Below are 24779 nucleotides of genomic sequence, written 5' to 3'. Positions count from 1 at the left end.
CGGGCGCCGTGGATTGCGCGCTCTGGACGTGGTCGCCGGGTTTCGGCGGCGTCGGGGTCGAACCGGCGGTCTGGGACGGATCGCTCCCGCCGTCCGACCCGGCGGGCGTGATGACGTCGTGTACGGATTCCGGTACGACGGGCACTGGGTCGCTGGCCGCAGTCGGCGTCGTTGCCGGCACCGCGGGCGGTTGCTCGGTGACCTCGGCTGCGGGCGTCGTGACGACCGGCGTCTCGGGCGCGGTAACCGTCGGCGTAGTGCTCGGCTCCACCTGCTCATGGGTGCTTGATGGCGACGACGTCGGTGATGACGTAGAGGCCGGCGTCGGGTCCGCGTCGGTGGCCTGGCCCGCGTCGTTCGTAGACGTATTGGCGCCGCCGGAGCTGCTGACGTGCATTTCGGGTGCCGACTCGGCGGCATGCGCCGGCTGCGAGGTGGATCCGGTGGACGTCGTCGGCGCGGCCGGCTGGTTCGTTTGCGTCGTCGACGACGTGCTCGTCTCGGCGGGCTCTTCGGTTGCCGCCTGGTGGCTCTCGCTGGTCCGCCCGGTCGGCGTCGAGGTGGGTGCCGAATCGGATGGCGAGTCCGATGACTTGGTATCCGATGGATCCGATCCGGTCTCGGCATGCGCCTCGGGCAGTCCGAGGCCATGACCGGTGGCGACCGCGGCCCCGACGCCGAGTGCCACCGCGAGCGCTCCGACGCGTCCAACATATTTACTGCAACCCGACACAGTGACGACCATTGGCGCGACTGGGGCAAAGTTTGGACGTTGCTGATCGATGCGGAAGCTGGGGTAGGTGGCCTGCTTGCTACGTGCGCCGCCGACCTTCCGGTGGCGCGGTTTCGACCGGACGCCACTTCGACTCGAATGCGCGGTCAAACGTCCATCCTCTACTGCTCAGGGCCCGATCGGGATCGATTCCGGAGCTGGAAGCGTGCCGCGATGCCGTGGGCGCACGCACACGACGACGTTCAAGCCGTCGGCTCAAGGGTTCGTTCGACGGTTCGGCGCAGTCGGGGGCGGTCGCCTCTAGCAATAATTTACGCTGACGAAAGAACGTACGCGTCAAAATTTGCTACAAAGTTCGATGAGAGTTTTCCGCTCGACCTATGACGACCGCTTCGCAGGGCCGCACCGCCGTCCGAGATCGAGCGCTTTCCGCACCGCGGCAGCGCGCCGGCGCCCACAATCAGTGCATGCCCCTACTCAGGGAGGAGTGGACGCGGTGAGCGCCCTCGAACCCACCCCCGAACAGTTCGCGGCATTGGCTGCGCGCCCGCCCGACGCCCCGGTCGTGATGGTCAACCTGTTGACGTTCAAGGTGGACGGCGGGCGCGAAAACTACGTGCGGTACGCACAGGCGGTCGTCCCGCACCTGCAACGGGTGGGCGCGACCGTCCACTACGCCGGGACGGCGCCGACGGTGGTGATCGGCAACGGCGAGCGGCCAGGTTGGGACGCCATCCTGATCGCCGAATATCCGACGCCGCAGGCGTTCATCGACATGGTGACCGATCCCGACTACGCCAAGGTGCACGAACTCCGCGTGGCAGCCTTGGAACACGGCGACCTGATCGCCACGTCGACGTGGTCGATGACCGAGTGATCCCACCGCGGCGGGGAATTCCTCGACACCCGCCGACGTCGCTAGTCGCATGTTCCTGATCACCGGTGCCGGCGGAGGCGTCGGCAGTGTCAGCCGTCGCGTCGTTGCCGAGCTGCGGCGGGCGGACCAGCCGGTGCGTGCGTTGGTCCGTCGCGACGACGCGCGCGCCGACGCCCTGCGCGACCTCGGCGCCGAAGTGGTGGTCGGCGACCTGACATCGCCGGAGGACGTCGCCAGCGCGACGCGCGGCGTCACCCGGATGTACTTCAACATGAGCGTCTCACCGGAGTACGTCGAGGCTTCGGCCGTGGTGAGCGCCGTGGTCAGGGAACTCGGCGGCCTCGAGACGGTCGTGAACATGTCGCAGATGACGGTGTCTCAGATGACGCTGACGAGCACCGAGGAGTCCCGGCAACAGCGTCTGCACTGGCTCTCCGAGCGCGTCATGAACTGGTCGGGCATACCCGTCGTGCACGTGCGGCCGACGGTGTTCCTCGACAACCCGCTGTTCACCGTCCTTGGTGCCGCGTCGATCCGCGACAGGGGAGTACTCGCCTTGCCCTTCGGCGACGGCCACACCTCGCCGATCGCGGCCGACGACGTGGCCCGGGTGGTCGTGGCGTTGCTTGGCAAACCCGTGACGACGGCCGGTCAGGTGTACGAGCTGACCGGGCCACAGGTGCTCGACGTCGCCGGGCTCGCCGAACAGTTCGGACGGGCACTGGGGCGATCGATCACCCCCGAGGAGCTCCCGACCGAGACGATGCTCGGCCTGCTGGCCAGTGCGGGGCTTTCCAACCATGTGGCGCACCATATTTCGACGATGGCGCAGCTGCATCGTGAGGACCGGTACAACCGCGCGACGGATGACGTGGAGTGCGTCACGGGACGTCCCGCCCAAACCGTCGAGCAATGGGTATCGACCCATCTGGACCTGTGGTCGTAATCCACGCCGGGGATTCGTCCACTGTTGGGATCCCTGTGAACAGATCACGAAATCTGATCTGCGCCAGCGCTGAATGCTGCCATTCGCTTACCAATTTCCTGTCAATGTCCTTGGGCTGACGGTCGGATTGGGGTCGCTGCAGGGTTAATGGACGTCGATGCGCCGGCAAGGCGTTCCGAACAATTGACGATTGGTGGATCAACATGACCCGAACTCTTGGCTCCGGCAACCGCAAGGGGCCGGCCGCACTGCTGGGCCTGAGCGCTCTGGTTGCAATGGGAGTCATCGGCGCAGTAGCCGGTGGCACGAGTGACGGTCAGACGGCTGTCGTATCCGTCGGGTCGATGTCGACCGGTGAGACGACGACGCTGACGTTCTCGGGGACTGTTGAGCCGGTCAAGAACGTGCCGCCCGTGAAGGCCACGCCCTATAAGGGCTGAGGCTCCTGCACCGATCGGATGTAGGTCGACGAACTTGGGCGACTAGCGGAAAACTGCACCGTGTTCTACTGACGAAATGGATCGCAGCGCATTCGACCGTCTCTTCGACATGACCGGCCGTGCCGTCATCGTGACCGGTGGCACCCGCGGCATCGGGCTGGCCTTGGCCGAGGGTTTCGTGCTGGCCGGTGCAAACGTCGTAGTTGCCAGCCGCAAGGCCGACGCCTGCGAGGGGGCTGCCAAACACCTGCGCGACCTCGGCGGACAGGCGATCGGCGTGCCTGCGCACACGGGCAGCGTCGACGACCTCGACGTCATCGTGGAGCGCACCGTCGCCGAGTTCGGTGGCATCGACGTAGTGGTCAACAATGCCGCCAACGCGCTGGCCCAACCGTTCGGCGAGATGACTCCCGAGGCGCTGACGAAGTCCTACGAGGTCAATCTGCACGGCCCGGTGTTCCTGGTGCAGAAGGCGCTGCCGCACCTGAGGAAGAGCGAGCACGCGGCGGTGCTGAACATGGTGTCGGTGGGTGCGTTCACGTTCGCCCCGGGCCTGGCCATCTATGGTTCCGTCAAGGCGGCGCTGATGTCGTTCACGCGGTCGATGGCCGCTGACTTGGTCTCATACGGCATCAGGGTCAACGCCATGGCGCCAGGACCGGTGGACACCGACATGATGCGCAACAACCCGCAGCAGGCGATCGATCACATGATCGGCGGAACGTTGATGAAGCGCCTCGCGCATGCCGACGAGATGGTCGGTACCGCGCTGCTGTTGTGTTCTGGCGCAGGTAGTTTCATCACCGGCCAGGTCGTCATCGTCGACGGCGGCGGGACCCCGCGCTAGCGCTTGCGGGTGGCGAACGCCGCGGTTGCCTCGCGTATCTCACCGCTAGTGGTCGCGAGGATCTGGCTGCGGTTCTCCACCTGCAGCGCCGCCTCCAGGCTCGGCGCCTCGAGGTTCGCCCACAGCACCTGCTTGGTGGACTCAACACCGAACTTGCCGTAGCCGCACAGGGTTTCGGCGATCGCCAGTGCGTCGTCGACCACCGATCCGGTCGACAGCCGCGATACCAGGCCGAGCCGCAGCGCTTCGTCCGCGGCAACCGTGCGCGCGGTGAGGATCAGGTCGAAGGCCTGCCCGGCGCCGACCACGCGCGGCAACGTGTAGCTGACGCCGATGTCGCAGCCGCCGAGTCCGAGCTTGATGAACTGCGTGCAGAACCGCGCCGATTCCGACGCGATCCGGATGTCGGAGGCCAGCGCCAGGGCGAAACCGCCGCCGTACGTCGGTCCGTTGACGGCGGCGATCACCGGCTGGCGCAGGCGGATCAGGCGCGTGGTGAGGTTCGCGATGCGCTCCTGCCAGCGCATGCTCGACCGGGGAAACTCCAACCCGTGGTTGGCCTCATCGGGGAACGGATCCGTCAGGTCCAGGCCCGAGCAGAACCCGCGGCCGGCGCCCGTCAGGACCACGACGCGGCACTCGTCGTCGGCATCGATCGCTTCGAGTGTGGCGTGCAGGTCTTCGACCAAGTCGTAGTTGAGTGCGTTCAGCTTGTCGGGCCGGTTGAGCGTGATGAGGGCGACGTCTGGACGTGGCCGGGTCAGTTCAAGATGCGCCATGGCACTTGACACTATTCGCGTCAACTAATCGCTACTGTGCCATCCGTTGATCCCAGTGCCGATCAGCCGGAGCTGCTTCACGGCGATGCGCCTGATCTCCTCGAGTGCGGTCTGGTCGACGGCGTCCTCGATGGCCTCGGCGATGGAGATCATCGAGTTGACGAACAGGCTCGCAAGGATGTTGAGGTCCTCGGCACTCCAGGCGTTCAGCCCGGGGAAGCGGGCCAGGTCGATCGCGAGCTCCGAGGTGATCAGCCGGATCTCGGTGCGGATGGCGTAGCGCAGCACGGTAACGCCGCTGTTGCGTTCGCGCGCAATGAAGCGCCAGTGCTCGCGGCGCTCGTTCACGCCGGCTATGAGGATGTCCACGGAGCCTTCGATAACCCTCGTCGGGTCGAGCTTGCCCGCGCGGGCGCTGCGCAACATGTCGCGCAGGGCGCGGAACGACTCGTCGATGAGGATCAGCCCGAGCGCTTCCATCGTGTCGAAGTGCCGGTAGAACGCCGCGGGCACGATGCCCGCTTCACGAGTGACCTCACGCAGGCTCAGCGCGGTGAAGCTGCGCTCTTCGAGGAGCCGCAGTGCTGCCGCGATGATGGCCCGCCGCGTCGCCTCCTTGCGTTCCTCGCGTGACGGCGAGTCCCGGGAGGAACGGGAGGACGACGAGCGTCCCGATCGGGGCGTTCGTGAACTAGGCGTACGACTGTTCACTGTGTGAAACGTACCACAACCTGGCCCGATCGATTGACGGATTGGGCTAACGAGGATCACGGTGTACACATGTTCACTCAAACTTCGAAGCCGCGCCTACGGGACAGGGTACTGCGGTCGCCGCTGGTCGACCTGCTTACCGGCCCGCACGGCGTCGACCGTTACACCGAGCTGGTGGAGCCCACCTGGACCCTTGGCGATTCCCGCGCCAAGGTCGTCGCGGTCCGGCGACAGACCACCCGCAGTGTCACCCTGACGCTGGAACCCAACGCGGCCTTCATGGCTAAATCCCCCCTGCGAGCTGGCCAGCACGTGACCCTCTCCGTCGAGGTCGACGGGCGCAGGCTGACGCGCTGCTACTCACCGGCGAACGCCGAGAACGACACCCTCATCGAGCTGACCATCGGTCTGCACGACGGCGGCGCCGTCTCACAGCACCTGTACCGCAACGCCCGTCCCGGCATGGTCGTCGGGCTCGAGGGTGTCGGTGGGGACTTCGTCCTGCCGGCCAACCGGCCGCGGCGCATCCTCTTCGTGTCCGGCGGCAGCGGCATCACGCCGGTGCTGTCGATGCTGCGGACGCTGATCGCCGAGGGTCACACCGGCGAGGTCGCCTTAGTCCACTACGCCCGCACGGCCACCGAGGCGTGCTACCGCGACGAGTTGGCGGAGCTGCCCGGCGTGCGGGTGCTGCACGGCTACACCCGCAGCGACGATGCGGGTGATCTCGTCGGACGGTTCGGCCCCGAGCACCTCGTGGCGGCCATGCCGAACCCCGAGACCGTGTTCGCGTGCGGCCCGCCCGCGCTGGTCGATGCGGTCCGCGCGCAGTGCCCCGCTGCACTGTCGGAGAGCTTCGTTCCGCCGGTGTTCGCCGTGCCGAGCGAAGCGTCGGGCGGCCGGGTGGCGTTCGCCGACAGCGGCATTGACGTCGTCGATGACGGGCGATCCCTGCTCGAGCAGGCAGAGGCGGCCGGACTGTCACCCGAAAGCGGTTGCCGCATGGGCATCTGCCACACCTGTACCCGCCGCAAGACCAGCGGCGCGGTCAAGAACCTAATCACCGGCGCCGTGTCGACGACCGATGGGGAGGACGTGCAGATCTGCGTCACCGCCCCCGTCGGCGACGTCGAACTGGCGCTCTAGGAAAGGACTTCGTCATGACTGCGACACTCGAGAACGCCACCACCACCGACGACGTGATCGTCGAACCGAAGGCACCTGTTCCTCAGACGGCCATCACCAAGATCGTCGGCGGCAAGACGGTCACCATGACGCCCGAGCAGGCCGAGAACTTCGGCCGCGAACTCGACGCGATCAGGGAACGCGTGATCGCCGACCTCGGCGACCGCGACGCCACCTACATCCGCCGGGTCATCAAGGCCCAGCGCGCACTCGAGGTCGGCGGCCGGACCCTGCTCTTCGCCGGCATCCTGCCGCCGGCCTGGCTCGCAGGGACGGCCATGCTCGCCGCGTCGAAGATCTTGGACAACATGGAGATCGGCCACAACGTCATGCACGGCCAGTACGACTGGATGGGCGATCCCGCCCTGACGAGCCGCAACTTCGAATGGGACTCGGCGTGCCCCAGCGACCAGTGGCGCCACTCGCACAACTACATGCACCACACCTACACCAACATCGTCGACATGGACCGCGACATCGGCTACGGCATCCTGCGGATGAGCGAGGCCCAGCGCTGGTCGCCCTACTACCTGGGCAACCCGGTGTACGCCTTCCTGCTGATGGTGTTCTTCCAGTACGGCGTGGCGCTGCACGAGTTGGAGACCGAGCGCATCCGCTCCGGTGAGATCTCCATCGCCGACAAGCGCGACACGATCCGGGGCATCTGGCGCAAGGTCAAGCGGCAGACCCTGAAGGACTATGTCGCCTTCCCGTTGCTCGCAGGCCCCTTCGCGCCGTGGGTGTTCACCGGCAACCTGACTGCCAACCTGATCCGCAACGTGTGGTCCTACGCGATCATCTTCTGCGGCCACTTCCCGGACGGCACACAGGAATTCAGCAAGGAGGAGACCGAGAACGAGAGCCGTGGGATGTGGTACTTCCGCCAGGTCCTCGGCTCGGCGAACCTCACCGGTGGAAAGCTCTTCCACGTGATGAGCGGCAACCTATCGTTCCAGATCGAGCACCACCTGTTCCCCGACCTCCCGGCGTTCCGGCACGACGAGATCTCCAAGGAGGTGCAGGAGGTCTGCGAGCGGTATGGCGTGCCCTACAACAAGGGCCCGCTGCCCAAGCAGTTCGCCACCGTGGTCCGCAAGATCTACAGGCTCGCTCTGCCCTGGCGCTAACCCCGCTCGGCGAGGAAAGCATCCGTTAGGTCTGACAGTTCGGGCACCAGTACATGACGCGGTCGCCGTTGCGGTCCATCTCCACGATGGTCCCGCAGCGGCGACACGCGTTTCCGGCCCGGCCGTAGACCCACAGGTCACGGCCGGGTCTGGTGTCACCGGTCGTCACCCGACTGGCCCGGGACCGGTTGAGCCACAGCATGTCCCGTGCCCGCTGCACGACCCGCAGCGGATCCTTGACGCTGCTCACCGGTGACGTCGGCAGGCGCCCCAGCACGAAACACAGCTCATTGGCGTAGACGTTGCCGACACCCGCCATCACCCGCTGATCCAGCAGCGTCTCGGCCAGCGGCCGGTCGGGATCGGCGACCAGGTTGCTCGCTGCCGTTCGTGGCTCCCAGTCGTCGCCGAGCAGGTCGGGGCCCAAGTGCGCGACGGCGTCCATGTCGTGCTCCCGCTGCAGGATCTCCAGGACACCGAGATCGATACCCGCGACGCGAGAGTCGGCCGTTTCCAAGATGATCCGCACCTTGTGCGGCTGCACCCGGCGGATCTGACCGCCGATCAGCCACGCGCCGTCCATCTTGAGGTGCGAGTGGATGCTCGCATCGCCGACGCGGATGAACAGATGCTTGCCGCGGCTGATGACCTCGTCGACCTTCTCGCCGGTGAGGTCGACGGTGGCGAACTTCGGCACCCGCACGTCGCACCGGGTGAGTGTTCTGCCATCGAGTGCCTCGCGCAGCTTCATGGCCGTCCGGTACACGGTGTCCCCTTCGGGCATGCGTACACGCTACCCGCGCTCGTCCCGTGTTACGCGCAGATGTCCGCTGTGAGGTCCCGATGACCGAAACGTATTCCTGTGATGACCAATCGGAAACACGTGGCTCCTGTAATTGGTTCAAGCCGAACTTCCCGGCCAGCCGGCATCGTCGCCGAGTCGCCAAGAACCTTCACGCCAATGCTGAAAATCGGAGTCCGCCATGACGTTTGACGATTCAATCGCCGAGAACATCAAGACCTCGCTCGCCGAGATCCCGCATCCGGCTCTGCCAAAGGGCTCCAACATCTACGGCGGGACGAAGATCTTCCCCGACTACCAGGCCGAGGACGGCGAGAGCTACTTCACGCTGGTACACGGCATCGCCCACGAGTCGTCCGTCAGCTTCGTCGCAGTACTGCAGGCCACCAGGGCGCTGCGCAAGGGCTACGAATCGGCGATCTACTTCTACGGACCGGGAGCCATCAACTGCCTGGCCACCCGCGGATTCCCCAAGACCGGCGACTCCGGCTTCCCCGGCGAGCAGAACATCAACGACTCGCTTGGCACCTTCATCTCCGAGGGCGGCACCGTGTTCTGCTGCCGGTTCGGTTTGGCGCTGCACGGCGGCCGCGAGGAAGACCTGATCGAAGGCGTGATTCCCGCGCACCCACTCGACGTGCAGGACGCCCTCATTCACTACGCCCGAAAGGGCGCAATCATCAACTCCACCTACATGGTCTAGGCGATTCACGATGACCAAACTCGCTGCGGTAGCGGCCAACTTCACCCGCGACCTGGAACAGAACTACGCACTCATCGAGTCACTGGCCCAACAGGCGCGTGACGAGGGCGTCGACTTCATGGTCCTGCCAGAAGCCGCCATCGGTGGCTACCTGTCGTCGTTGGGCAACCACGGCGACACCGTCAAGACCACGTCCAAGTCTCTGCCGCCCGCCATCCGCGTCGACGGCCCCGAGATCGCCAGGGTCCAGCAGATCGCCGGCGATCTGGTGGTCGCTATCGGGTTCTGCGAACTCGACGACGACGGCGAGACCCGCTACAACGCGGCTGCCGTCCTCGACGGCGGCACCGTCTACGGCACGTACCGCAAGGTGCACCAGCCCCTCGGCGAAGGCATGTCCTACTCGGCTGGTTCCGACTACGGCGTGTTCGACACTCCGGTTGGCCGGGTGGGACTCCAGATCTGCTACGACAAGGCATTTCCCGAGGCCGCTCGGATCATGGCGCTGAAGGGCGCGCAGATCATCGCGAGCCTGTCGGCGTGGCCCGCGGCACGCACCGCCACCGCGGAGAATCTGCAAGACGATCGATGGACCTACCGGTTCAACCTGTTCGATGCGGCGCGGGCACTGGACAACCAGGTGTTCTGGATCGCGTCGAACCAGAGCGGAACGTTCGGATCCCTGCGCTACGTCGGCAACGCCAAGGTCGTCGATCCGGGTGGAAATACGTTGGCGACAACACTTCTCGGTAGCGGGATGGCCGTCGCGGACGTCGACATCGACAGCACGTTCCGCGCCATGCGAGCCGGGATGTTCCACCTGCGTGACCGCAGGCCCGACGTCTACGGCCCGGTCACGGATGCCGATGGCACGAGTCAATGGCAGGAGCTGACCCATGCCTGAGATGACCTTTGACGTGCAGTGGCCAGACGGTCGGGTGCAGCGGTGCTACTCGCCGAGCCTGGTGATGCACGACTACCTGAGCGCGGGTACGGACTACACCGTCGCGGACTTCCTCGAGCGTTCCGGAAAGGCGCTGCACGAGGCGAGCGACAGGGTGCGGGCCAAGTTCGGCTTCGCGTGCAGCTCCGCGGCATGGACCGAGGAAGAAATCTCGTCGACCGCAACGGAATTCCCGTCGAACGCCACGATCCGCATCGTCGGCATGCGACCGGGTTTGGAGGCATCATGAGTACGGACGCCGGACACGTCACAGTCGCAGTCATCGGCGGCGGCCAGGCTGGGCTCTCGGTGAGCTGGTACCTCGGCGAGGCCGGCATCGATCACGTCGTGTTGGAGGCGCAGACCCCCGTGCATGCCTGGGCGGATACCCGATGGGACAACTTCACCCTGGTCACGCCGAATTGGCACTGCAAGTTGCCTGGCTACGCCTACGAGGGTGACGATCCCAACGGTTTCATGACCAGAGACGACGTCGTGGACTGGCTCGACGGCTGGCTGCACACCTTCACGCCCCCGCTGCTCACCCAGACCCGCGTCACGCGGTTACGTCCGCTGGCTTCAGGCGGTTTCGAACTGACGCTGCAGACGGCAGCAGGCGACGAGTCCTTGACCTGTGATCACGCGGTGGTCGCGACCGGCGGATATCCCGTTCCGGTGCTGCCCCCGTTCGCAGGGTCGCTGGACACCTCGATCAGCCAGATCCACTCCGAGCAGTACCGCAACGCCGATCAGCTGCCGGATGGTGCCGTCCTGGTTGTTGGCACCGGCCAGTCCGGTGCGCAGATCGCCGAGGACCTGCACCTGGCAGGCAGGCAGGTGCACCTCGCCGTCGGCAGTGCACCACGCGTAGCGCGGTTCTACCGTGGCCGTGACTGCATGACGTGGCTGTCCGACATGGGCCTCTACGAGAAGCCTGCCCCCGAATACCCCGGCGGGAAGGCGGCGATCGAGAAGACCAACCACTACGTCACCGGGCGTGACGGCGGACGCGACATCGACCTGCGTCGCTTCGCCGCAGAAGGAATGCGGCTTTACGGCACCCTGAGCAACGGCAAGGACGCGACACTGACCTTCGAACCGTCATTGGGTGAGGCGCTCGACAAGGCCGACTCCGTGTACAACTCGATCTGCGCGGACATCGACGCCCACATCGAGCGCGAGGGCATCTCCGCGCCGCCGGCCACCCGATACACCCCCGTCTGGGAGCCCGACGCCGAGACCACTGAATTGGACCTCGCCGCCCAGGGAGTCACCAGCATCGTCTGGGCGATCGGCTACCGGCCCGATTACCGGTGGATCGAAGCGAGTGCGTTCGACGGCGCAGGCCGGCCGATGCAGAACCGCGGTGTCACGGGAGTCGAAGGCCTGACGTTCATTGGGCTCCCGTGGATGCACACCTGGGGTTCGGGCCGCTTCCTCGGCATCGACCGCGACGCCAAACACATTGCGACAACGATCATCGACGATCTCCATCACCAGTCCGCGCCGCGGCTCGCCGTGGCTCGTTGAGGAGGAGAATCCATGTCAGTCTCCACTCGAGTCGACCTCGCCCTGTTGGGTATTCGCGGCCGGCCGCCCGTGAGCCGCACCGCTGGTGCGGGTCCCAGTGACGACGGCCACCTGGTGATCGACGGCCGCGCCGCCGCCATCCCGCTCAACCCGCTGAGCCCCTTCGTCTTCGACGGCGCCAAGGTGCTCCTCGATGGTGAGGATTCCGGGCTCGACGTTCGCGTCATCGACCGGCCCAGGTTCTACGATCTGCAGACCGCGGAAGGCGTGTCATACGAGAAGATCGCCCGGCTGCACGGCCGGAACGTGCTCGCCACCACCGTCGTTCAGACCTGCATCCGTTACGCGGAGGATCAGCGCTGCCGATTCTGTTCGATCGAGGAGTCGCTGCGGTCGGGCGCCACCACCGCCGTCAAGCGCCCTGCCGAACTGGCGGAGGTGGCCGAGGCGGCAGTGCGGCTCGACGGCATCGAGCACATGGTGATGACCACGGGCACCTCCGCGGGAAGTGACCGCGGCGCCAGGCATCTGGCCCGTTGTGTGCGGGCGGTCAAGGCGGCGGTGCCCGGACTGCCCATCCAGGTGCAGTGCGAACCACCCACCGACCTGGCCGTGCTCGCCGAACTGCGCGACGCGGGTGCGGACGCCATCGGCATTCACGTGGAATCCCTCGACGATGACGTACGTCGTCGATGGATGCCGGGCAAGGCGACCGTTCCGCTGTCGCAGTACCGGGACGCGTGGCGCGAGGCGGTCCGGGTGTTCGGACGCAATCAAGTCTCGACGTATCTGCTCGTCGGACTCGGCGAGGATCCCGATGAGCTCATCGCGGGCGCCGCCGAGCTCATCGAGATCGGGGTCTACCCCTTCGTGGTGCCGTTCCGGCCGCATCCCGGCACCCTGGCCGTCGACGTCGACGGAGCGCGGGCCCCCGACGCCCCGATCGTCGAGAAGGTGTCCCGCGAAGTCGCCAACGCCCTTCAGCTGGCAAGTATGGCGGGCGCCGAACAGAAGGCCGGTTGCGCTGCGTGCGGTGCTTGCGGCATTCTGCAGAGCGTGGGCGGGTGAGCATCGTGGAGACGACGAGAACCGAAGTGGCCCAACAGCTCCGGCGTAGGCAAGAGCTGTCGATCCTGGCAGGCGCCCGCACCCATTCGACGCCGGCGTTCCTCATCCATCGTGCGGAGAGCGACGCGGACGTCGCGGCATTCCGCAGGCTGCGTCACGACGCGTTCGTGCGCGAGCAGCATCTGTTCACGAGCAGCGACGCCGACGACATCGACGACGATCCACGCACGGTGGTCCTCGTCGCCGCTGCCGCCGACGGGACGGTCCTCGGCGGAGTGCGACTCGCGCCACGGTGCGAACCGGACATCGGCTGGTGGACGGGCAGCCGCCTGGTCACGGTCGACTCGGCACGGTCCTCGGGGGTTGGCCCCGCACTCATCCGGGCGGCGTGCGCCCACGCGGAGTCCGCGGATGTGCTGCGCTTCGATGCCACGGTACAGGCGCGCTACGCCGCGATGTTCGGCTCGCTCGGGTGGGAGAACCACGGCGATTGCCTGGTCGCGGGCCAACCACACGCCGCGATGCGCTGGCCGCTTCATCAGATGCAACGCCTGGCCGACGCCACCAAGTCGTTCCTCGGCGACGCGCTGGCGCCGCTGCGGGAGATCCAGGGCGGCCTCGGCCCCGCTGGCTTCGTCGGCGACGACGGAGTGCCGCTGCCCGGCAGTGACTTCGTCGCCGCGTGCGATGCCATCATCCCGTCGATGGTCGAACGTGATCCGGAGTGGGCCGGCTGGTGCTCGGTGTTGGTCAACGTCAACGATCTGACGGCGATGGGCGCGACACCAACGGGTCTCTTGGATGCGATCGGCGCCCCGACCAGGTCGCTGCTCACCCGCATCGTGCGGGGGATCGCCAAGGCGTCGGCCGCGTGGCAGGTCCCGGTTCTCGGTGGCCACACCCAGCTGGGCGTCCCCGCATCGCTCGCGGTGACGGCGTTCGGCCGCACCACCGAACTCGTCCGCGCAGGCGGTGGATCGGCGGGAGACACCCTGCGCCTGACTGCGGATCTGGTCGGCGACTGGCGGCCGGGTCACCATGGCCGCCAATGGGATTCCAGCAGCACCCGCGACGGCGCCGACCTGGCGCGGTTGGCAACCCTGGTGGGGCAGATGCGGCCGCGCGCGGCCAAGGACGTCAGCATGGCGGGCATCGTTGGGACCGCGGGCATGCTCGCCGAAGCCAGCGGTGCCGGCGCCGAACTCGACGTCGCCAGGATTCCGCGACCGGCGAAAGCCGACATGGGGCAGTGGCTGACGTGCTTTCCTGGCTACGCCATGCTCACCGCCGACCGTGCAGACGCCCGTACGACACCAGTACCCGACGGAGTGGCAAGCGCGGACTGCGGCAGGCTGACGACTGATCCGGGTGTCCGGATGCGATGGCCGGACGGCGTCACGACGACCGCGGTGGCGCCCGGTGTGACGGGTCTGGGGAGGGCGTGAGTTGACCTTGGTCACGATGGCGGCCGTCGCGGCGAACTTCGGCCGCGACGTCGATCGCGGGGTCGCCAAGGTGGTCGGCATCGTGGAGTCCGCCGCACGCGATGGCGTCGACCTCCTGGTGTTCCCCGACGCGTGCCTTGGCGGCTACATCGGTGACCTGCGCGCGCCCGATCCCGACGACAGGCCGTCGGCACTGGACCCGAACGGGCCCGAGATCGCGGCGGTGATCGCCGCTGCCGGGCCGATGACGGTGTGCCTCGGCTACGCCGAGGAGGCCCACCACGGTCGCTACAACGCGGCGATCTGCGTCTCGGGCGACGGAGTGCTCGGTCACCACCGCAAGGTCCATCAGCCGGCGGGCGAAGGGCTGGCCTATCTTGCCGGAGATGCCTTCGCGGCGTTCGACACCCCGGTCGGCCGGCTCGGCATGCTGATCGACTACGACAAGACGTTCCCGGAATCCGCTCGCGCTCTGGCGCTGGACGGTGCACAGATCATCGCGGCGCTGTCGGCGTGGCCGGCCAGCGTGACCGACCGAGCCTCGAGACTGCCCGCCGACCGGCAGGCCCGCCTGTTCGACCTCTACGACTGTGCCCGCGCCGCCGAGAATCAAGTGGTGCTGGTGTCGTCGAATCAGACGGGCGTGATGGGGGCTTTGCGGTTTCTTGGCCAGGCCAAGGTGGTGGGTCCCGGCGGTGACGTGCTGGTGAACACCGGATCCAAGGGCGGAATGGCGAAGGTCACCGTCGACGTCGAAGCCGAAATTGCCAGGGCCAGAAGGGTGTTGAACCACTTGGCCGAACGTCGGGTAGACGTCTACGGCATCACGACGCGGCGTTGACCGTGACATCTCCCGTCGCTTCGCTCGCCCCGCTGCGCGTCGCGCTCCTGACCTATTCGACGAAGCCCCGGGGTGGGGTGGTGCACACGCTGAACCTGGCCGAGGCGCTGGCGGCGTCGGGTGTGGAGGTGACCGTGTGGTCGTTGGCCCGCAAGGGTGACCGCGGCTTCTTCCGCGACGTCGATCCGGCGGTCCGGGTCAGGCTGGTCGACTTCCCCGACCGCGGCGAGGAGTCGGTGACTGACCGCATCGTCCGGTCGATAGCGCTCATGCGCTCGGAGTTCACCCCTGGCGAGTACGACGTCGTGCACGCCCAGGACTGCATCAGCGCCAACGCCGCGGGTAGGTGCATACGCACCATTCACCACCTCGACGAGTTCACCACCCCGGTGCTGGCCGAGTGCCACGAGAAGGCCGTCGTCGAACCGTATGCCCGCATCTGCGTGTCGGCAGCCGTGGCCGCCGAGGTAGCCGCAGGCTGGGGTCTGCATCCCACCGTCATCCCCAACGGCGTTCGCGCGCAACGGTTCATCGATGCGGCGTCCGACACGCGGTCGGCACGAAACCGGCGTGACGATTGGCGGCAACGCCTGGGAAGGTACGTGCTCGCCGTCGGCGGGATCGAACCCCGCAAGGGCACCATCGACCTGGTCGAGGCGTATCACCTTCTGCGCCAGCGCCTTCCCGACGTCGGACTGGTCATCGCCGGCGGCGAGACGCTGTTCGACTACCGGGACTATCGCGCCGCCTTCGAGCAGAAGTGCGCCGATCTCGACGTCGAACCCGTCATTCTGGGCACGCTCGAGGACGACGAGTTACCCAGCCTGGTCGCCGCATCGGCGGCCTTCGCCTTTCCCTCGACCAAGGAGGGATTCGGGCTGGCCGCCATGGAGGCATTGGCCGCGGGTCGACCCGTCGTGACGCGGGACCTGCCGGTGCTGCACGAGGTCTTTGGTGACACGGTCCGCTATGCCTCCACACCGGCCGCGTTCGCCGAGGCGCTCGTCGATGCACTGGAGCGCGGTGCTGATCCGGAACCGGGCCGCGCGCTGGCGTCGTCACTCACCTGGGAGGATTCCGCGCGGCGTCACGTCGAGTTCTACCGGTCAAACCCGATGCCGCGCTAGCCAATCAGCTCTGCGGACAGGTCCCAGAGACGGGCCGCGTTCTCGGGGTCGAGCGCATACGGTGCGACGCCTGCGATGGTCGTCTCGTCGCGGCGGTGTATCACCGGCGCCTCGTTGCAGTCCTCGAAGTACCGGCCACCAACGCCGTCGAGTAGGGGAGAGGCGGCGAGCAGCGTCGAGGTGGCCGCGCCCTGCTCGGCGTTCTTGAGCCGGCTGCCCGCCCTGCGGAAGCGCTCCTCGGCCTCCTTCCCGTAGTCCGGGTCGAGGTGCCGTTGCAGCGCGGTGAGGATTCCGCCGGGCATCAAGGCGTTGGCGGTGATGCCGTCGTCGGCCCAGCGGGTGCTGGCATCGACGGCGAACAGCACGTTGGCCGTCTTGGACTGACCGTACGCACCGAACGGGTCGTACTCGCGGAAGGCGTAGTCGATGTCGTCGAAGATCACCGGGGACCGCAGGTGTCCGCTGGAGCTGACCGAGACGATGCGGGCGCCGCCCGCCGCGGCAAGTGCATCGTGCAGGCCGGTGGCGAGCGCGAAGTGGCCGAGATGATTGGTGGCGAACTGCATTTCGTGTCCGGTGGCAGACAGCGTCAGCTCTTGGATGGCCATCACGCCTGCGTTGTTGACCAGGATGTGCAGGGGCTCGTACCATGCCGCGACGAAGGCGGCGATGCTCGTGGGCGCGCTCAGGTCGAGCGGCGCCACGTCCACCTTGCCGCCGATCTCCCCGGCGACCCGGCTGCCCGCGGCGGTGTCGCGCACCGCCAGCGTGACGTGCGCACCGGCGTCGGCCAGCGCTCGCGCGGTCTCGACACCAATCCCTGAAGCGCCGCCGGTGACGATTGCGCGCTTGCCCGAGAGGTCGACGCCTGCGATCACCTCCGCTGCGGTCGAGTCGAATCCAAATGGCGTGGTGATCAGGTCATGGCTCACGACCGTTGCCAACACAATGCGGCCGTCGGGTGTTCCCGTAAACGTGTCGAACAACTGGCCGCGGTCGGATCGGGTCGATTCGCCCGAGTTAGGCCCACGGACGTAGGCCGCCGACGTCCGCCAAATACTTGACAACACGTGGCGTCCGTCACACACTGGTGACCGTAATCGGTATTCCGAACGAGTGTTCGCATTCCGATCAGCGAGACGGACATTCCTCGCATCCCAGCCGCGCCGTCAGGAGCGGCTGTCATCCTCATACCAGGAGCAGAGCGATGTCCGTCAATTCATTGAGTAGTCAGGAGATGTGGCGCGTCACCATGGGCGCCGCCGTGGGAACGGTGATCGAGTGGTATGGCTTCGCGCTGTACGGAATCGTGGCCGGGCTCGTCCTGAATGATCTGTTCTTCCCGACGTTCAGCCCGGCGGCGGGAACGCTCGCCGCCTTCGCCGGGTATGCCGTTGGCTCGTTTGCAAGGCCAATTGGCGGCGTGGTGCTCGGTAGCCTCGCAGACAGGTATGGGCGTAAGCCGATTCTCCTGTTCTCGCTGTCACTAATGGGCATCTCGACGGTCCTCATCGGTGTGCTGCCGACCTATGCGACAGCGGGGTTCTGGGCGCCGATCTTGTTGGTACTGCTGCTGATCGCCCAGGGATTCGGCGCCGGTGCGGAGCTTGCGGGCGGCATCACGTTCGTAGCCGAGTACGCGCCTGTCAAGCGTCGGGGATTCTTCACCGCAATTACCTGCGCGATGACCTCGGGTGGTCTCCTCCTGGCCTCCGGCGCGTTCGCCATCATCTCTGCGTTGACCACTGACGAACAGTTCGCCGCCTGGGGCTGGCGAATTCCGTTCCTGATCAGCATCGTGTTCCTGGGGATCGCCGTCTACGTCCGGAACCGCCTCAGCGAAACACCGGCGTTCCTCGCCGAGGTGGCTGCGGGCGATCGTCCGCACATGCCCATCCTCCAAGTCTTCCGGGAGCGCCCCCGCGACCTGTTCATGGGCTTTCTGTCGATCTCGGGTTTGAACTCGACGGGTTCACTGGTCGACACCTTCGCGGCCGGCTTCATCGTCGCCACGCTCGGAATGTCGACCGACACTGCCACCTGGGCCCTCGTCTGCGCGGCGATTGCGGGCATGATCTGCACCCCGTTCTTTGGCTGGCTCTCCGACATCGTGGGGCGACGGCGTGTGATGATCACCGGCTGCGTGTTCATGATCGCGTTCGCCTACCCGTTCTTCGCAATGCTCGAGAGCCGGAACATCACCCTGATAGTCCTGGCGATGGCGCTCGCGTACGGCATCGGTCTCGGCGCGACGTTCGGTCCGCAGGGCGCGTTCTTGGCCGAGCTCTTCGAGACCCGCTTCCGGCAGACCGGAATCTCCGTGGCCCGCGAGTTCAACGGTGTGGCGCTGTCCGGCCTGACCCCGCTCGTCGCGTCGGGCCTCATCATGCTGGCCGGGGGAGGAGCGGGTTACGTCATCGGCTTCCTCGTCCTCTGGCAGGGTGTGGCGATCGTCGGCCTCGCATTCGCCAAGGGCGCCATCGCACCGACACGCCGCAGCGACTTCACGACCGCCGATCGCGCCGAGCAGATGAGCCTGGCCTACGAGCCGGACACTGGAAAGTCGATCGAAACCGTCACCGCCAATTCGTAATTCGAGATGACACCGACCACCCACACTCAAGGAGGCAGTCCATGACCAACGAATTCGATGGCATGCACGTGATCGTGACGGGCGGTGGATCGGGCATCGGGTGGGCGATCGCGAAGGCCTTCGTCGCGGCGGGTGCGACCGTGGGGGTCCTGGACAAGGATCCGCACGGTGCCCCGACCGGGACAACGGCGCTCGCTGTCGACGTCACCGACGACGACGACGTGGAGTCCGCAGTCAACCAACTCAGTCCCGGCGGGCGACTCGACGTCCTGATCAACAACGCCGGTATCAGCTACCCCGCGACCGTCGAGGAGGGATCGATATCGGATTGGGCGCACGTCTATGACGTCAACGTGCTCGGGATGATCCGCACTGCACGCGCTGCTCTGCCCCTTCTTCGGAAGTCGTCCGCGGCAAGCATTCTGAACATGTCGTCCTGCACGGCCACCACCGGGCTACGGAACCGAGTGCTGTACGCCGGGACCAAGGGTGCCATCGAGGCCATGAGCCGGGCGATGGCGGCCGACCTCGTGGCCGAGGGGATTCGGGTGAACTGCCTGGCGCCGGGGACCGTCGATACACCGTTGATCGACCGACTCATCGATCGGGCGCCCGATCCGGCGGCCCAGCGCGCGGTGTACGACCACAGGCAACCCACCGGTGCGATGGTCGGCGCCAACGAGGTGGCCGATGCCGCCCTTTTCATCAGTCGACCGAGTGCACGCTCGATCGTCGGAACCGTGCTCGCCGTCGACGGCGGTCTCACCACGATCAAGGTGTTCGCCTCGTGAGGAACTCCACGGGCTCGCCATCGGCGATGGAGGGCCGCAATCCCAAGAACGTCGTCAATTCGGTAGCCAAGGCATTCACCGTCTTGACGGCCTTTCAGCCGAGCACGCCGATCATGTCGGTCAGCGAGGTCGCCGCGGCGGCCAACCTCGACCGCGGCACCGCCTACCGGCTGCTCAACACGTTGCTCGACCTCGGCTATCTGATCAGTGTGCCATCCAAGCGATTTCGGCTCAGTCTGAAGTGCCTCGAGCTGGGCTTCAACGCCCTGTCTTCCCACGATTTGTGGGATCACGCCAAGCCGCTTCTCGAGGAATGCGTACCCGATTTCGCGGACGCAGCTTCACTCGGAACGCTGGAGGGCTCCGACATCCTCTATCTCCAACGGGTCGACAGCGGGCTCGCCCACCACAACATCGACGTCCGTCCTGGGCGCCGGGTGAAGGCATACGCATCGGCACTCGGCCACGTCATTCTCGCCCATCTTCCGGAGAGCACCCAGATTCAGACCCTTGAAAGCAGTGAGCGAGTGAAGCTCTCGGAACGCACACTCACGGAGTTGCCCGATCTATTGCAACGGTGCGCCGAGGTGCGGGAGCGGGGTTACGCGATCTCAGATGGCGAAAACGCGTACGGTCTCCGCACGGTCGCTGCCGCCGTCTTCAACTCCCATCGCGTCCCAGTCGCCGCAATCAGCCTCACCGTCGAGGCAAGCCGGATGTCAATGGCCGAACTCGTCGACATCGGCGCACCACTCACCCTGCGGATTGCAGGACAGCTGTCAAAGGCGCTCTCAGACTCCCTTGACAACATTCCGCTCACGGCACACACCTAGGAAGGTGATCTCAATGCCCCACCGTTCCAACATGTTCAAGAAGAAACTGTTATCCCACGAACAGCAGGTAGGTCTGTTCGCCACCCTCAACAGTCCGACACTCGTCGAACTGCTCTGCGGGCTCGGATTCGATTGGGTGCTCATCGACACCGAACACTCACCCAGCGAGATGGCCGACGTCATCGAACAATTGCGCGTGCTCGAGGGGCAGGACGTCGGTGCCGTCGTCAGGCCGGCATGGTCGGATCGCACCCAGATCAAACGGCTCCTCGACGCTGGTGCGCGCAACCTGCTGATCCCATCGGTGGACACCGCGCAGGAAGCGGCCGCGGCGGTCAGTTACACCCGCTACCCACCCGAGGGGCTTCGCGGCGTGTCGGGCAGTTCACGCGCCGCAGGCTACGGCCAGTACCCAGACTATCTGCGCCGAGCAGCGGACGAGATCTGCCTGTTGGTGCAGATCGAGACCGCGACCGCCCTGCAGAACATTGCCGAAATCGCAGCCGTCCCAGGGGTCGACGGCATCTTCATCGGACCCGCAGACCTTGCCGCGTCCCTTGGTCACCTCGGGGATGCTCAGCATCCGGATGTCCAGCAGGCGATCAACGAAGTGTTTCGCTTGCTGCAGTCCCTTGGCAAACCCCGCGGATACCTGACGCTCAACGGTGCCGAAGCGAAGAATCGCATGCGTCAGGGCATCGAGATGGTCGGTGTCGCCACCGACACGTCGATCGTCAACACCGGAGCAGCAATGGTGATGGATACCTTGCGAATCCGGGAGGTGTCGTGACCGACTGGCGTCCTGCCGACCGCTTCCCCGACCCAGCCGTGCGAATCCTCGATCAGCGCTTCGCCGACTACGTCGTGGTGCTCGCGAAGGTGGAGCGTCTCGCCACCGGTTGCAGATGGTCGGAGGGACCGGTGTGGTTCGGCGATCAACGATGCCTGATCTGGAGTGACGTGCCCAATGACCGCCTGTTGCGCTGGGACGAATCATCCAGCCAGACGACGACGTTCCGCCATCCTTCCCGGTTCGCCAACGGAAATGCCCGGGATCAACGGGGCCGCCTGTTGACATGCGAGCACGGTAATCGCCGTGTGGCGCGGACGGAATACGACGGCAGCGTCACCGTGATCGCCGACGCCTTCGACGGCAAGCCGTTGAACTCCCCCAACGACGTGACCGTCGCGCGGGACGGTTCGGTGTGGTTCACCGACCCCGCCTTCGGAATCTCGGGTGACTACGAGGGGCACCGGGCAGATCCCGAACTGCCGACGAACATCTACCGGGTCGACTCGGATTCCCTCGAAGTGGACTGTGTCGCAGACGATGTCAGATCGCCGAACGGCCTGGCCTTCTCGCCGGACGAAAAGCTCCTGTACGTCGTGCAATCGCGAGCGCTCCCACGCCGAAACATCATCGTCTACGACGTGAGCGACGGCGCATTGACGAACCAGAGGGTCCTGATCGATGCCGAGGACGGCATCCCGGACGGAATGTGCATCGACGAGGATGGCAACCTCTGGTGCGGATGGGGGATGGGTACCGCCGAACTCGACGGTGTCCGGGTCTTCGACCCCGAGGGGACGACTCTCGGCCACATCAGCCTTCCCGAACGGTGTGCCAATGTCGCCTTCGGGGGTCGGTTCAACAACCGGCTGTTCATGGCTGCGGGCACGTCCCTCTACGCGCTGTACGTCAACACCCGCGGAGCATCGTGAGAGTCGCATTCGTACACACGGTCACCGGGGTGCTGGAGATGTTCAAGGCCCGGGTGGCGGAGGAACTTCCCGATCTGGACGCTTTCCACATTCTGAACGAGGGACTGCTGCAGGATCTGTTGCGGGGCAAGGATCCGCAGGTGGTCTTCGACGCACTGACCGCGCAGCTGGCCGTGGCGGAGACGACGGGTGCCGACCTGATCGTGATGACGTGCTCGTCGACATCACCCGGTGTCGCCGTCGCACGACGGACACTCGGCGTCCCCATCGTGAAGGTCGATGACCCGATGGCTCAACTAGCCGTGGAGACCGGTTCGGTCATCGGACTGCTGTGCACCGCCTCCAGCACCTTGGCGGCCAGCACCGACCTGCTTCACGAACACGCCCGCGCACTCGGGGGCGACGTCGTCATCGAGCCGATGCTGATCACGGCGGCGTACGACGCGCTACACCGAGGGGACAAGGATCAACACGACCGCCTCGTCGAGCAGGCCGCCATGGAACTCGCACCGCGTGTCGAGGTGATCGTCCTGGCCCAGGCGTCCTTGGCCCACCTGCAAACCAAGCTCGCTGACCAGCTTGGCATCGACGTGCTCGCCAGTCCCGGCCTCCTGATGGAGGCCCTTCGGGCCCGGTTGGCAGCGGCCACATGAGACTCGCACTCGGAGCCATCGCCGATGACTTCACCGGAGCGCTCGACCTGGCCAACAACTTGGCCCGCGCCGGGCTCCGCACCGTACAACTCAACGGCGTGCCCGGCGCCGACGCGGACATCGGCGATGCGCAGGCAGTCGTGGTGGCGTTGAAATCGCGTACGGCGCCCGTGGACGATGCGGTGCGCAACTCGACCGCCGCACTGGACTGGCTGCGCGAGCGCGGCGCCTCGAACACGTACGTCAAGTACTGCTCGACCTTCGACAGCACGCCCGCAGGCAACATCGGTCCGGTCGTCGATGCCGTCCTGGACCGGCTCGGTGAACACATCACCATCGTCGTCCCAACATTTCCCGGGACGGGTCGAACGGTCTATCAAGGCCACCTGTTCGTCGGTGGCGAGCTTCTCGACGAGTCCTCCATGCGACACCATCCACTCACGCCGATGACCGACTCCTCCGTCATTCGGCTGCTGCGCCCACAGACCCGTCGCCGGGTATCCCTGATAACGCACGACACCGTCCGGCAGGGGCACGTCGCCGTGGCCGAGGAGCTCGCCCGGATCGCCGCCGACGGCGGCGGATTGGTGGTCGTCGACGCCATCTGTGATGACGATCTCGCCGTGGTGGCCGTCGCGGCTCGCGACCTCCCCGTCGTTACGGGCGGATCTGGTCTGGCACAGCACCTTCCCGCCGCCTGGCAGCTGGAACTCTCCCCATCGGCGGTCGACCTTCCCGGGCCCGCTGGTGCGGGCGCCGTCCTCGCGGGCAGTGTCTCACGGGCAACGAACCAGCAGGTTGCGGCGTACGAGGGGCCCAAACGAGCACTCCAACCACATGCCCTCCTCGACGGACCCGCTCATCTCGACGAGATCTTGCACTGGGCCTATGGGCAGATCGACTCTGGGGCAACACCATTGCTCTACTCCAGCGCATCGCCGGAGGCCGTGGCCCGCGCCGCGGAGATCTCCGGTGGACGCGCCGCCGAGGCGGTGGAACACGCATTGGCGCGCGCGGCCCGAATGCTCGTCGACTACGCCGGCGTGCGGCGTCTGGTGGTGGCGGGCGGAGAGACATCGGGGGCCTGCGTCGAGGCGCTTGGGATTCAGTCTCTGCGCGTGGGACCTCAGATTGATCCAGGCGTTGCCTGGGCGTGGGGCGAGACATCGGCGGGTGGCGTCCACATCGCGCTCAAGTCGGGCAACTTCGGGCGGACCGATTTCTTCCGCGCTGCCTTCGAGACCCTGCAATGAACCTCGACGAGGCGCGAACGGAAATCTGCAGGGTCGGCGCATCTCTGTTCACGCGTGGTTACGTCCATGGCACGACGGGCAACATCAGCGTCAGGCTTGCCGACGGTTATCTGATCACGCCCACCGACGCTTGCCTGGGCGAACTCGACCCCGCGGCGCTCGCCTTCGTTGATCCCGACGGCGTGCACGTCGACGGCGAACCGGCGAGTAAGGCAATAGCGTTGCACCGCAGCGTATATGACGCAGACAACTCCGCCCGGTGCATCATCCACACCCACAGCAGAGAGGTGGTAGCCGCGTCCTTCGAGGAGCGCGAGCCGGAAGGCGATCTGCTGCCCCCCATCACGCCCTACCAGGTGATGAAGGTCGGCTCGACGCCCGTACTTCACTACTCCGCGCCAGGGAGTGCTGCGACCGCCGAACACGTGGGAAGGCTGGTGGCCCGGCGCATCCGCGATCACCGGCCCGTGCGCAGTCTCGTCCTGGCACGCCTCGGGCCGAACGTCTGGCACGGCACCCCACTACGGGCAATGGCGGTGCTCGAAGAGCTCGAAGAGACAGCACTGCTGTGGAACCGACTGCACCCCAGTTCGCTGCCAGCGGCCGCGATGAAGGACCTGGCCGAAAGATTCCGTGCCGCCTGGTGATCAGCCGAGCTGCGTGGCCTTGCCGGACCCGTAAGTTGATCGTGTTCGCGGAGGGCCAGGCGACCTTTGTGTCGGGTGACGATGACGCCAACGATGCAAACCCCCAGATCGGGCACATGACGAGCCAAGCTATCCGAAATCCCTCCGGTGTGAACCCACCCGCCACCGTCACGACACCTCCCA

General features: G+C 66.4%; 27 protein-coding genes. 23 read left to right on the top strand and 4 right to left on the bottom strand.

The window, feature by feature from the left end:
• Positions 1-8: 8 nt before the first annotated feature.
• The 5 genes from HNP02_RS28985 (at position 9) to HNP02_RS28965 (ending at position 3843) form a co-directional block, all read left to right on the top strand.
• Positions 9-653, top strand: a complete 645-nt coding sequence (locus tag HNP02_RS28985; protein WP_184444083.1) for a hypothetical protein — start codon at positions 9-11, stop codon at positions 651-653.
• Between the two features lie 576 nt (positions 654-1229).
• Positions 1230-1610 carry a DUF1330 domain-containing protein gene (locus HNP02_RS28980; RefSeq protein ID WP_309241731.1) on the top strand — a complete coding sequence of 127 codons (381 nt, stop codon included), beginning with the start codon at positions 1230-1232 and terminating at the stop codon, positions 1608-1610.
• Positions 1611-1659: 49 nt separating this feature from the next.
• Complete coding sequence (locus tag HNP02_RS28975) at positions 1660-2556, top strand: NAD(P)H-binding protein (protein ID WP_184444081.1); 897 nt, start codon at positions 1660-1662, stop codon at positions 2554-2556.
• Between the two features lie 203 nt (positions 2557-2759).
• Positions 2760-2996 (top strand): hypothetical protein, encoded by a 237-nt coding sequence (locus tag HNP02_RS28970; protein WP_184444080.1) that lies wholly within the window; start codon positions 2760-2762, stop codon positions 2994-2996.
• 76 nt (positions 2997-3072) lie between these two features.
• Complete coding sequence (locus HNP02_RS28965; RefSeq protein ID WP_184444079.1) at positions 3073-3843, top strand: SDR family NAD(P)-dependent oxidoreductase; 771 nt, start codon at positions 3073-3075, stop codon at positions 3841-3843.
• Here HNP02_RS28965 and HNP02_RS28960 read toward each other — a convergent pair.
• Both HNP02_RS28960 and HNP02_RS28955 read right to left on the bottom strand, forming a co-directional pair.
• Entirely contained in the window at positions 3840-4622 is a 783-nt protein-coding gene (locus HNP02_RS28960; RefSeq protein WP_184444078.1) for an enoyl-CoA hydratase/isomerase family protein, read from the bottom strand. The genes HNP02_RS28965 and HNP02_RS28960 overlap by 4 nt on opposite strands.
• A 24-nt stretch (positions 4623-4646) precedes the next feature.
• The gene (locus tag HNP02_RS28955; RefSeq protein ID WP_184444077.1) at positions 4647-5333 is read right to left on the bottom strand and encodes a TetR family transcriptional regulator; all 687 of its coding nucleotides are present in this window, start codon (positions 5331-5333) and stop codon (positions 4647-4649) included.
• A 69-nt stretch (positions 5334-5402) separates the two neighbouring features.
• Here HNP02_RS28955 and HNP02_RS28950 point away from each other — a divergent pair, with 69 nt between their 5' ends.
• Both HNP02_RS28950 and HNP02_RS28945 read left to right on the top strand, forming a co-directional pair.
• Positions 5403-6479: a ferredoxin reductase gene (locus HNP02_RS28950; RefSeq protein WP_184444076.1), complete on the top strand. Its 1077-nt coding sequence runs from the start codon at positions 5403-5405 to the stop codon at positions 6477-6479.
• 125 nt (positions 6480-6604) lie between these two features.
• Positions 6605-7645: a fatty acid desaturase gene (locus tag HNP02_RS28945; protein WP_255507096.1), complete on the top strand. Its 1041-nt coding sequence runs from the start codon at positions 6605-6607 to the stop codon at positions 7643-7645.
• A 25-nt stretch (positions 7646-7670) separates the two neighbouring features.
• Here the strand turns inward: HNP02_RS28945 and nei2 are convergent, their stop codons facing one another.
• Complete coding sequence (gene nei2 / locus HNP02_RS28940) at positions 7671-8429, bottom strand: endonuclease VIII Nei2 (RefSeq protein ID WP_184444074.1); 759 nt, start codon at positions 8427-8429, stop codon at positions 7671-7673.
• Between the two features lie 199 nt (positions 8430-8628).
• On the opposite strand from nei2, the gene HNP02_RS28935 reads away from it, so the two are divergent.
• Genes HNP02_RS28935 through HNP02_RS28900 form a run of 8 tightly spaced genes read left to right on the top strand, consistent with a single transcriptional unit; the run spans position 8629 to position 16104 of the window.
• Entirely contained in the window at positions 8629-9150 is a 522-nt protein-coding gene (locus HNP02_RS28935) for an MSMEG_0572/Sll0783 family nitrogen starvation response protein (protein ID WP_184444073.1), read from the top strand.
• Positions 9151-9160: 10 nt separating this feature from the next.
• The gene (locus tag HNP02_RS28930) at positions 9161-10054 is read left to right on the top strand and encodes a carbon-nitrogen hydrolase family protein (RefSeq protein ID WP_184444072.1); all 894 of its coding nucleotides are present in this window, start codon (positions 9161-9163) and stop codon (positions 10052-10054) included.
• Positions 10047-10343 carry an MSMEG_0570 family nitrogen starvation response protein gene (locus HNP02_RS28925; RefSeq protein ID WP_184444071.1) on the top strand — a complete coding sequence of 99 codons (297 nt, stop codon included), beginning with the start codon at positions 10047-10049 and terminating at the stop codon, positions 10341-10343. The genes HNP02_RS28930 and HNP02_RS28925 overlap by 8 nt, the downstream gene beginning before the upstream one ends.
• On the top strand, positions 10340-11623 hold the full coding sequence (locus tag HNP02_RS28920) for an MSMEG_0569 family flavin-dependent oxidoreductase (RefSeq protein ID WP_184444070.1): 1284 nt from the start codon (positions 10340-10342) through the stop codon (positions 11621-11623). The genes HNP02_RS28925 and HNP02_RS28920 overlap by 4 nt, the downstream gene beginning before the upstream one ends.
• 12 nt (positions 11624-11635) lie before the next feature.
• Positions 11636-12691: an MSMEG_0568 family radical SAM protein gene (locus HNP02_RS28915; protein WP_184444069.1), complete on the top strand. Its 1056-nt coding sequence runs from the start codon at positions 11636-11638 to the stop codon at positions 12689-12691.
• A gap of 2 nt (positions 12692-12693) precedes the next feature.
• Entirely contained in the window at positions 12694-14136 is a 1443-nt protein-coding gene (locus HNP02_RS28910) for an MSMEG_0567/sll0787 family protein (RefSeq protein ID WP_375373720.1), read from the top strand.
• Positions 14137-14152: 16 nt separating this feature from the next.
• Positions 14153-14977, top strand: a complete 825-nt coding sequence (locus HNP02_RS28905) for a carbon-nitrogen hydrolase family protein (protein ID WP_375373719.1) — start codon at positions 14153-14155, stop codon at positions 14975-14977.
• Positions 14978-15009: 32 nt separating this feature from the next.
• The gene (locus HNP02_RS28900; protein ID WP_184444212.1) at positions 15010-16104 is read left to right on the top strand and encodes an MSMEG_0565 family glycosyltransferase; all 1095 of its coding nucleotides are present in this window, start codon (positions 15010-15012) and stop codon (positions 16102-16104) included.
• Here the strand turns inward: HNP02_RS28900 and HNP02_RS28895 are convergent.
• Positions 16101-17036, bottom strand: coding sequence for an SDR family NAD(P)-dependent oxidoreductase (locus HNP02_RS28895; RefSeq protein WP_184444067.1), 936 nt, complete (start codon positions 17034-17036; stop codon positions 16101-16103). The genes HNP02_RS28900 and HNP02_RS28895 overlap by 4 nt on opposite strands.
• A 275-nt stretch (positions 17037-17311) precedes the next feature.
• Between HNP02_RS28895 and HNP02_RS28890 the strand changes: the two genes are divergently transcribed.
• Genes HNP02_RS28890 through HNP02_RS28855 form a run of 8 tightly spaced genes read left to right on the top strand, consistent with a single transcriptional unit; the run spans position 17312 to position 24596 of the window.
• Complete coding sequence (locus HNP02_RS28890; protein WP_184444066.1) at positions 17312-18697, top strand: MFS transporter; 1386 nt, start codon at positions 17312-17314, stop codon at positions 18695-18697.
• A gap of 41 nt (positions 18698-18738) precedes the next feature.
• A complete protein-coding gene (locus HNP02_RS28885) occupies positions 18739-19488 on the top strand; it encodes an SDR family NAD(P)-dependent oxidoreductase (RefSeq protein ID WP_184444065.1) in 750 nt (249 codons plus the stop codon).
• The gene (locus HNP02_RS28880; RefSeq protein ID WP_221318160.1) at positions 19485-20321 is read left to right on the top strand and encodes an IclR family transcriptional regulator; all 837 of its coding nucleotides are present in this window, start codon (positions 19485-19487) and stop codon (positions 20319-20321) included. Before HNP02_RS28885 ends, HNP02_RS28880 begins: the two co-directional genes overlap by 4 nt.
• 13 nt (positions 20322-20334) lie before the next feature.
• Positions 20335-21111, top strand: a complete 777-nt coding sequence (locus HNP02_RS28875; protein WP_184444064.1) for an HpcH/HpaI aldolase/citrate lyase family protein — start codon at positions 20335-20337, stop codon at positions 21109-21111.
• Positions 21108-22043, top strand: coding sequence for an SMP-30/gluconolactonase/LRE family protein (locus HNP02_RS28870; protein ID WP_184444063.1), 936 nt, complete (start codon positions 21108-21110; stop codon positions 22041-22043). Before HNP02_RS28875 ends, HNP02_RS28870 begins: the two co-directional genes overlap by 4 nt.
• Positions 22040-22696, top strand: a complete 657-nt coding sequence (locus HNP02_RS28865) for an aspartate/glutamate racemase family protein (RefSeq protein WP_221318159.1) — start codon at positions 22040-22042, stop codon at positions 22694-22696. Before HNP02_RS28870 ends, HNP02_RS28865 begins: the two co-directional genes overlap by 4 nt.
• On the top strand, positions 22693-23949 hold the full coding sequence (otnK, locus tag HNP02_RS28860; protein ID WP_184444062.1) for a 3-oxo-tetronate kinase: 1257 nt from the start codon (positions 22693-22695) through the stop codon (positions 23947-23949). Before HNP02_RS28865 ends, otnK begins: the two co-directional genes overlap by 4 nt.
• The gene (locus HNP02_RS28855; RefSeq protein ID WP_184444061.1) at positions 23946-24596 is read left to right on the top strand and encodes a class II aldolase/adducin family protein; all 651 of its coding nucleotides are present in this window, start codon (positions 23946-23948) and stop codon (positions 24594-24596) included. The genes otnK and HNP02_RS28855 overlap by 4 nt, the downstream gene beginning before the upstream one ends.
• Positions 24597-24779 lie beyond the last annotated feature (183 nt).

Source organism: Mycobacterium sp. AZCC_0083, assembly GCF_014202335.1.
Lineage (GTDB): Bacteria > Actinomycetota > Actinomycetes > Mycobacteriales > Mycobacteriaceae > Mycobacterium.
The sequence above is the reverse complement of the archived record's forward strand: the minus strand, read 5'-3'. Positions and strand labels throughout refer to the sequence as shown.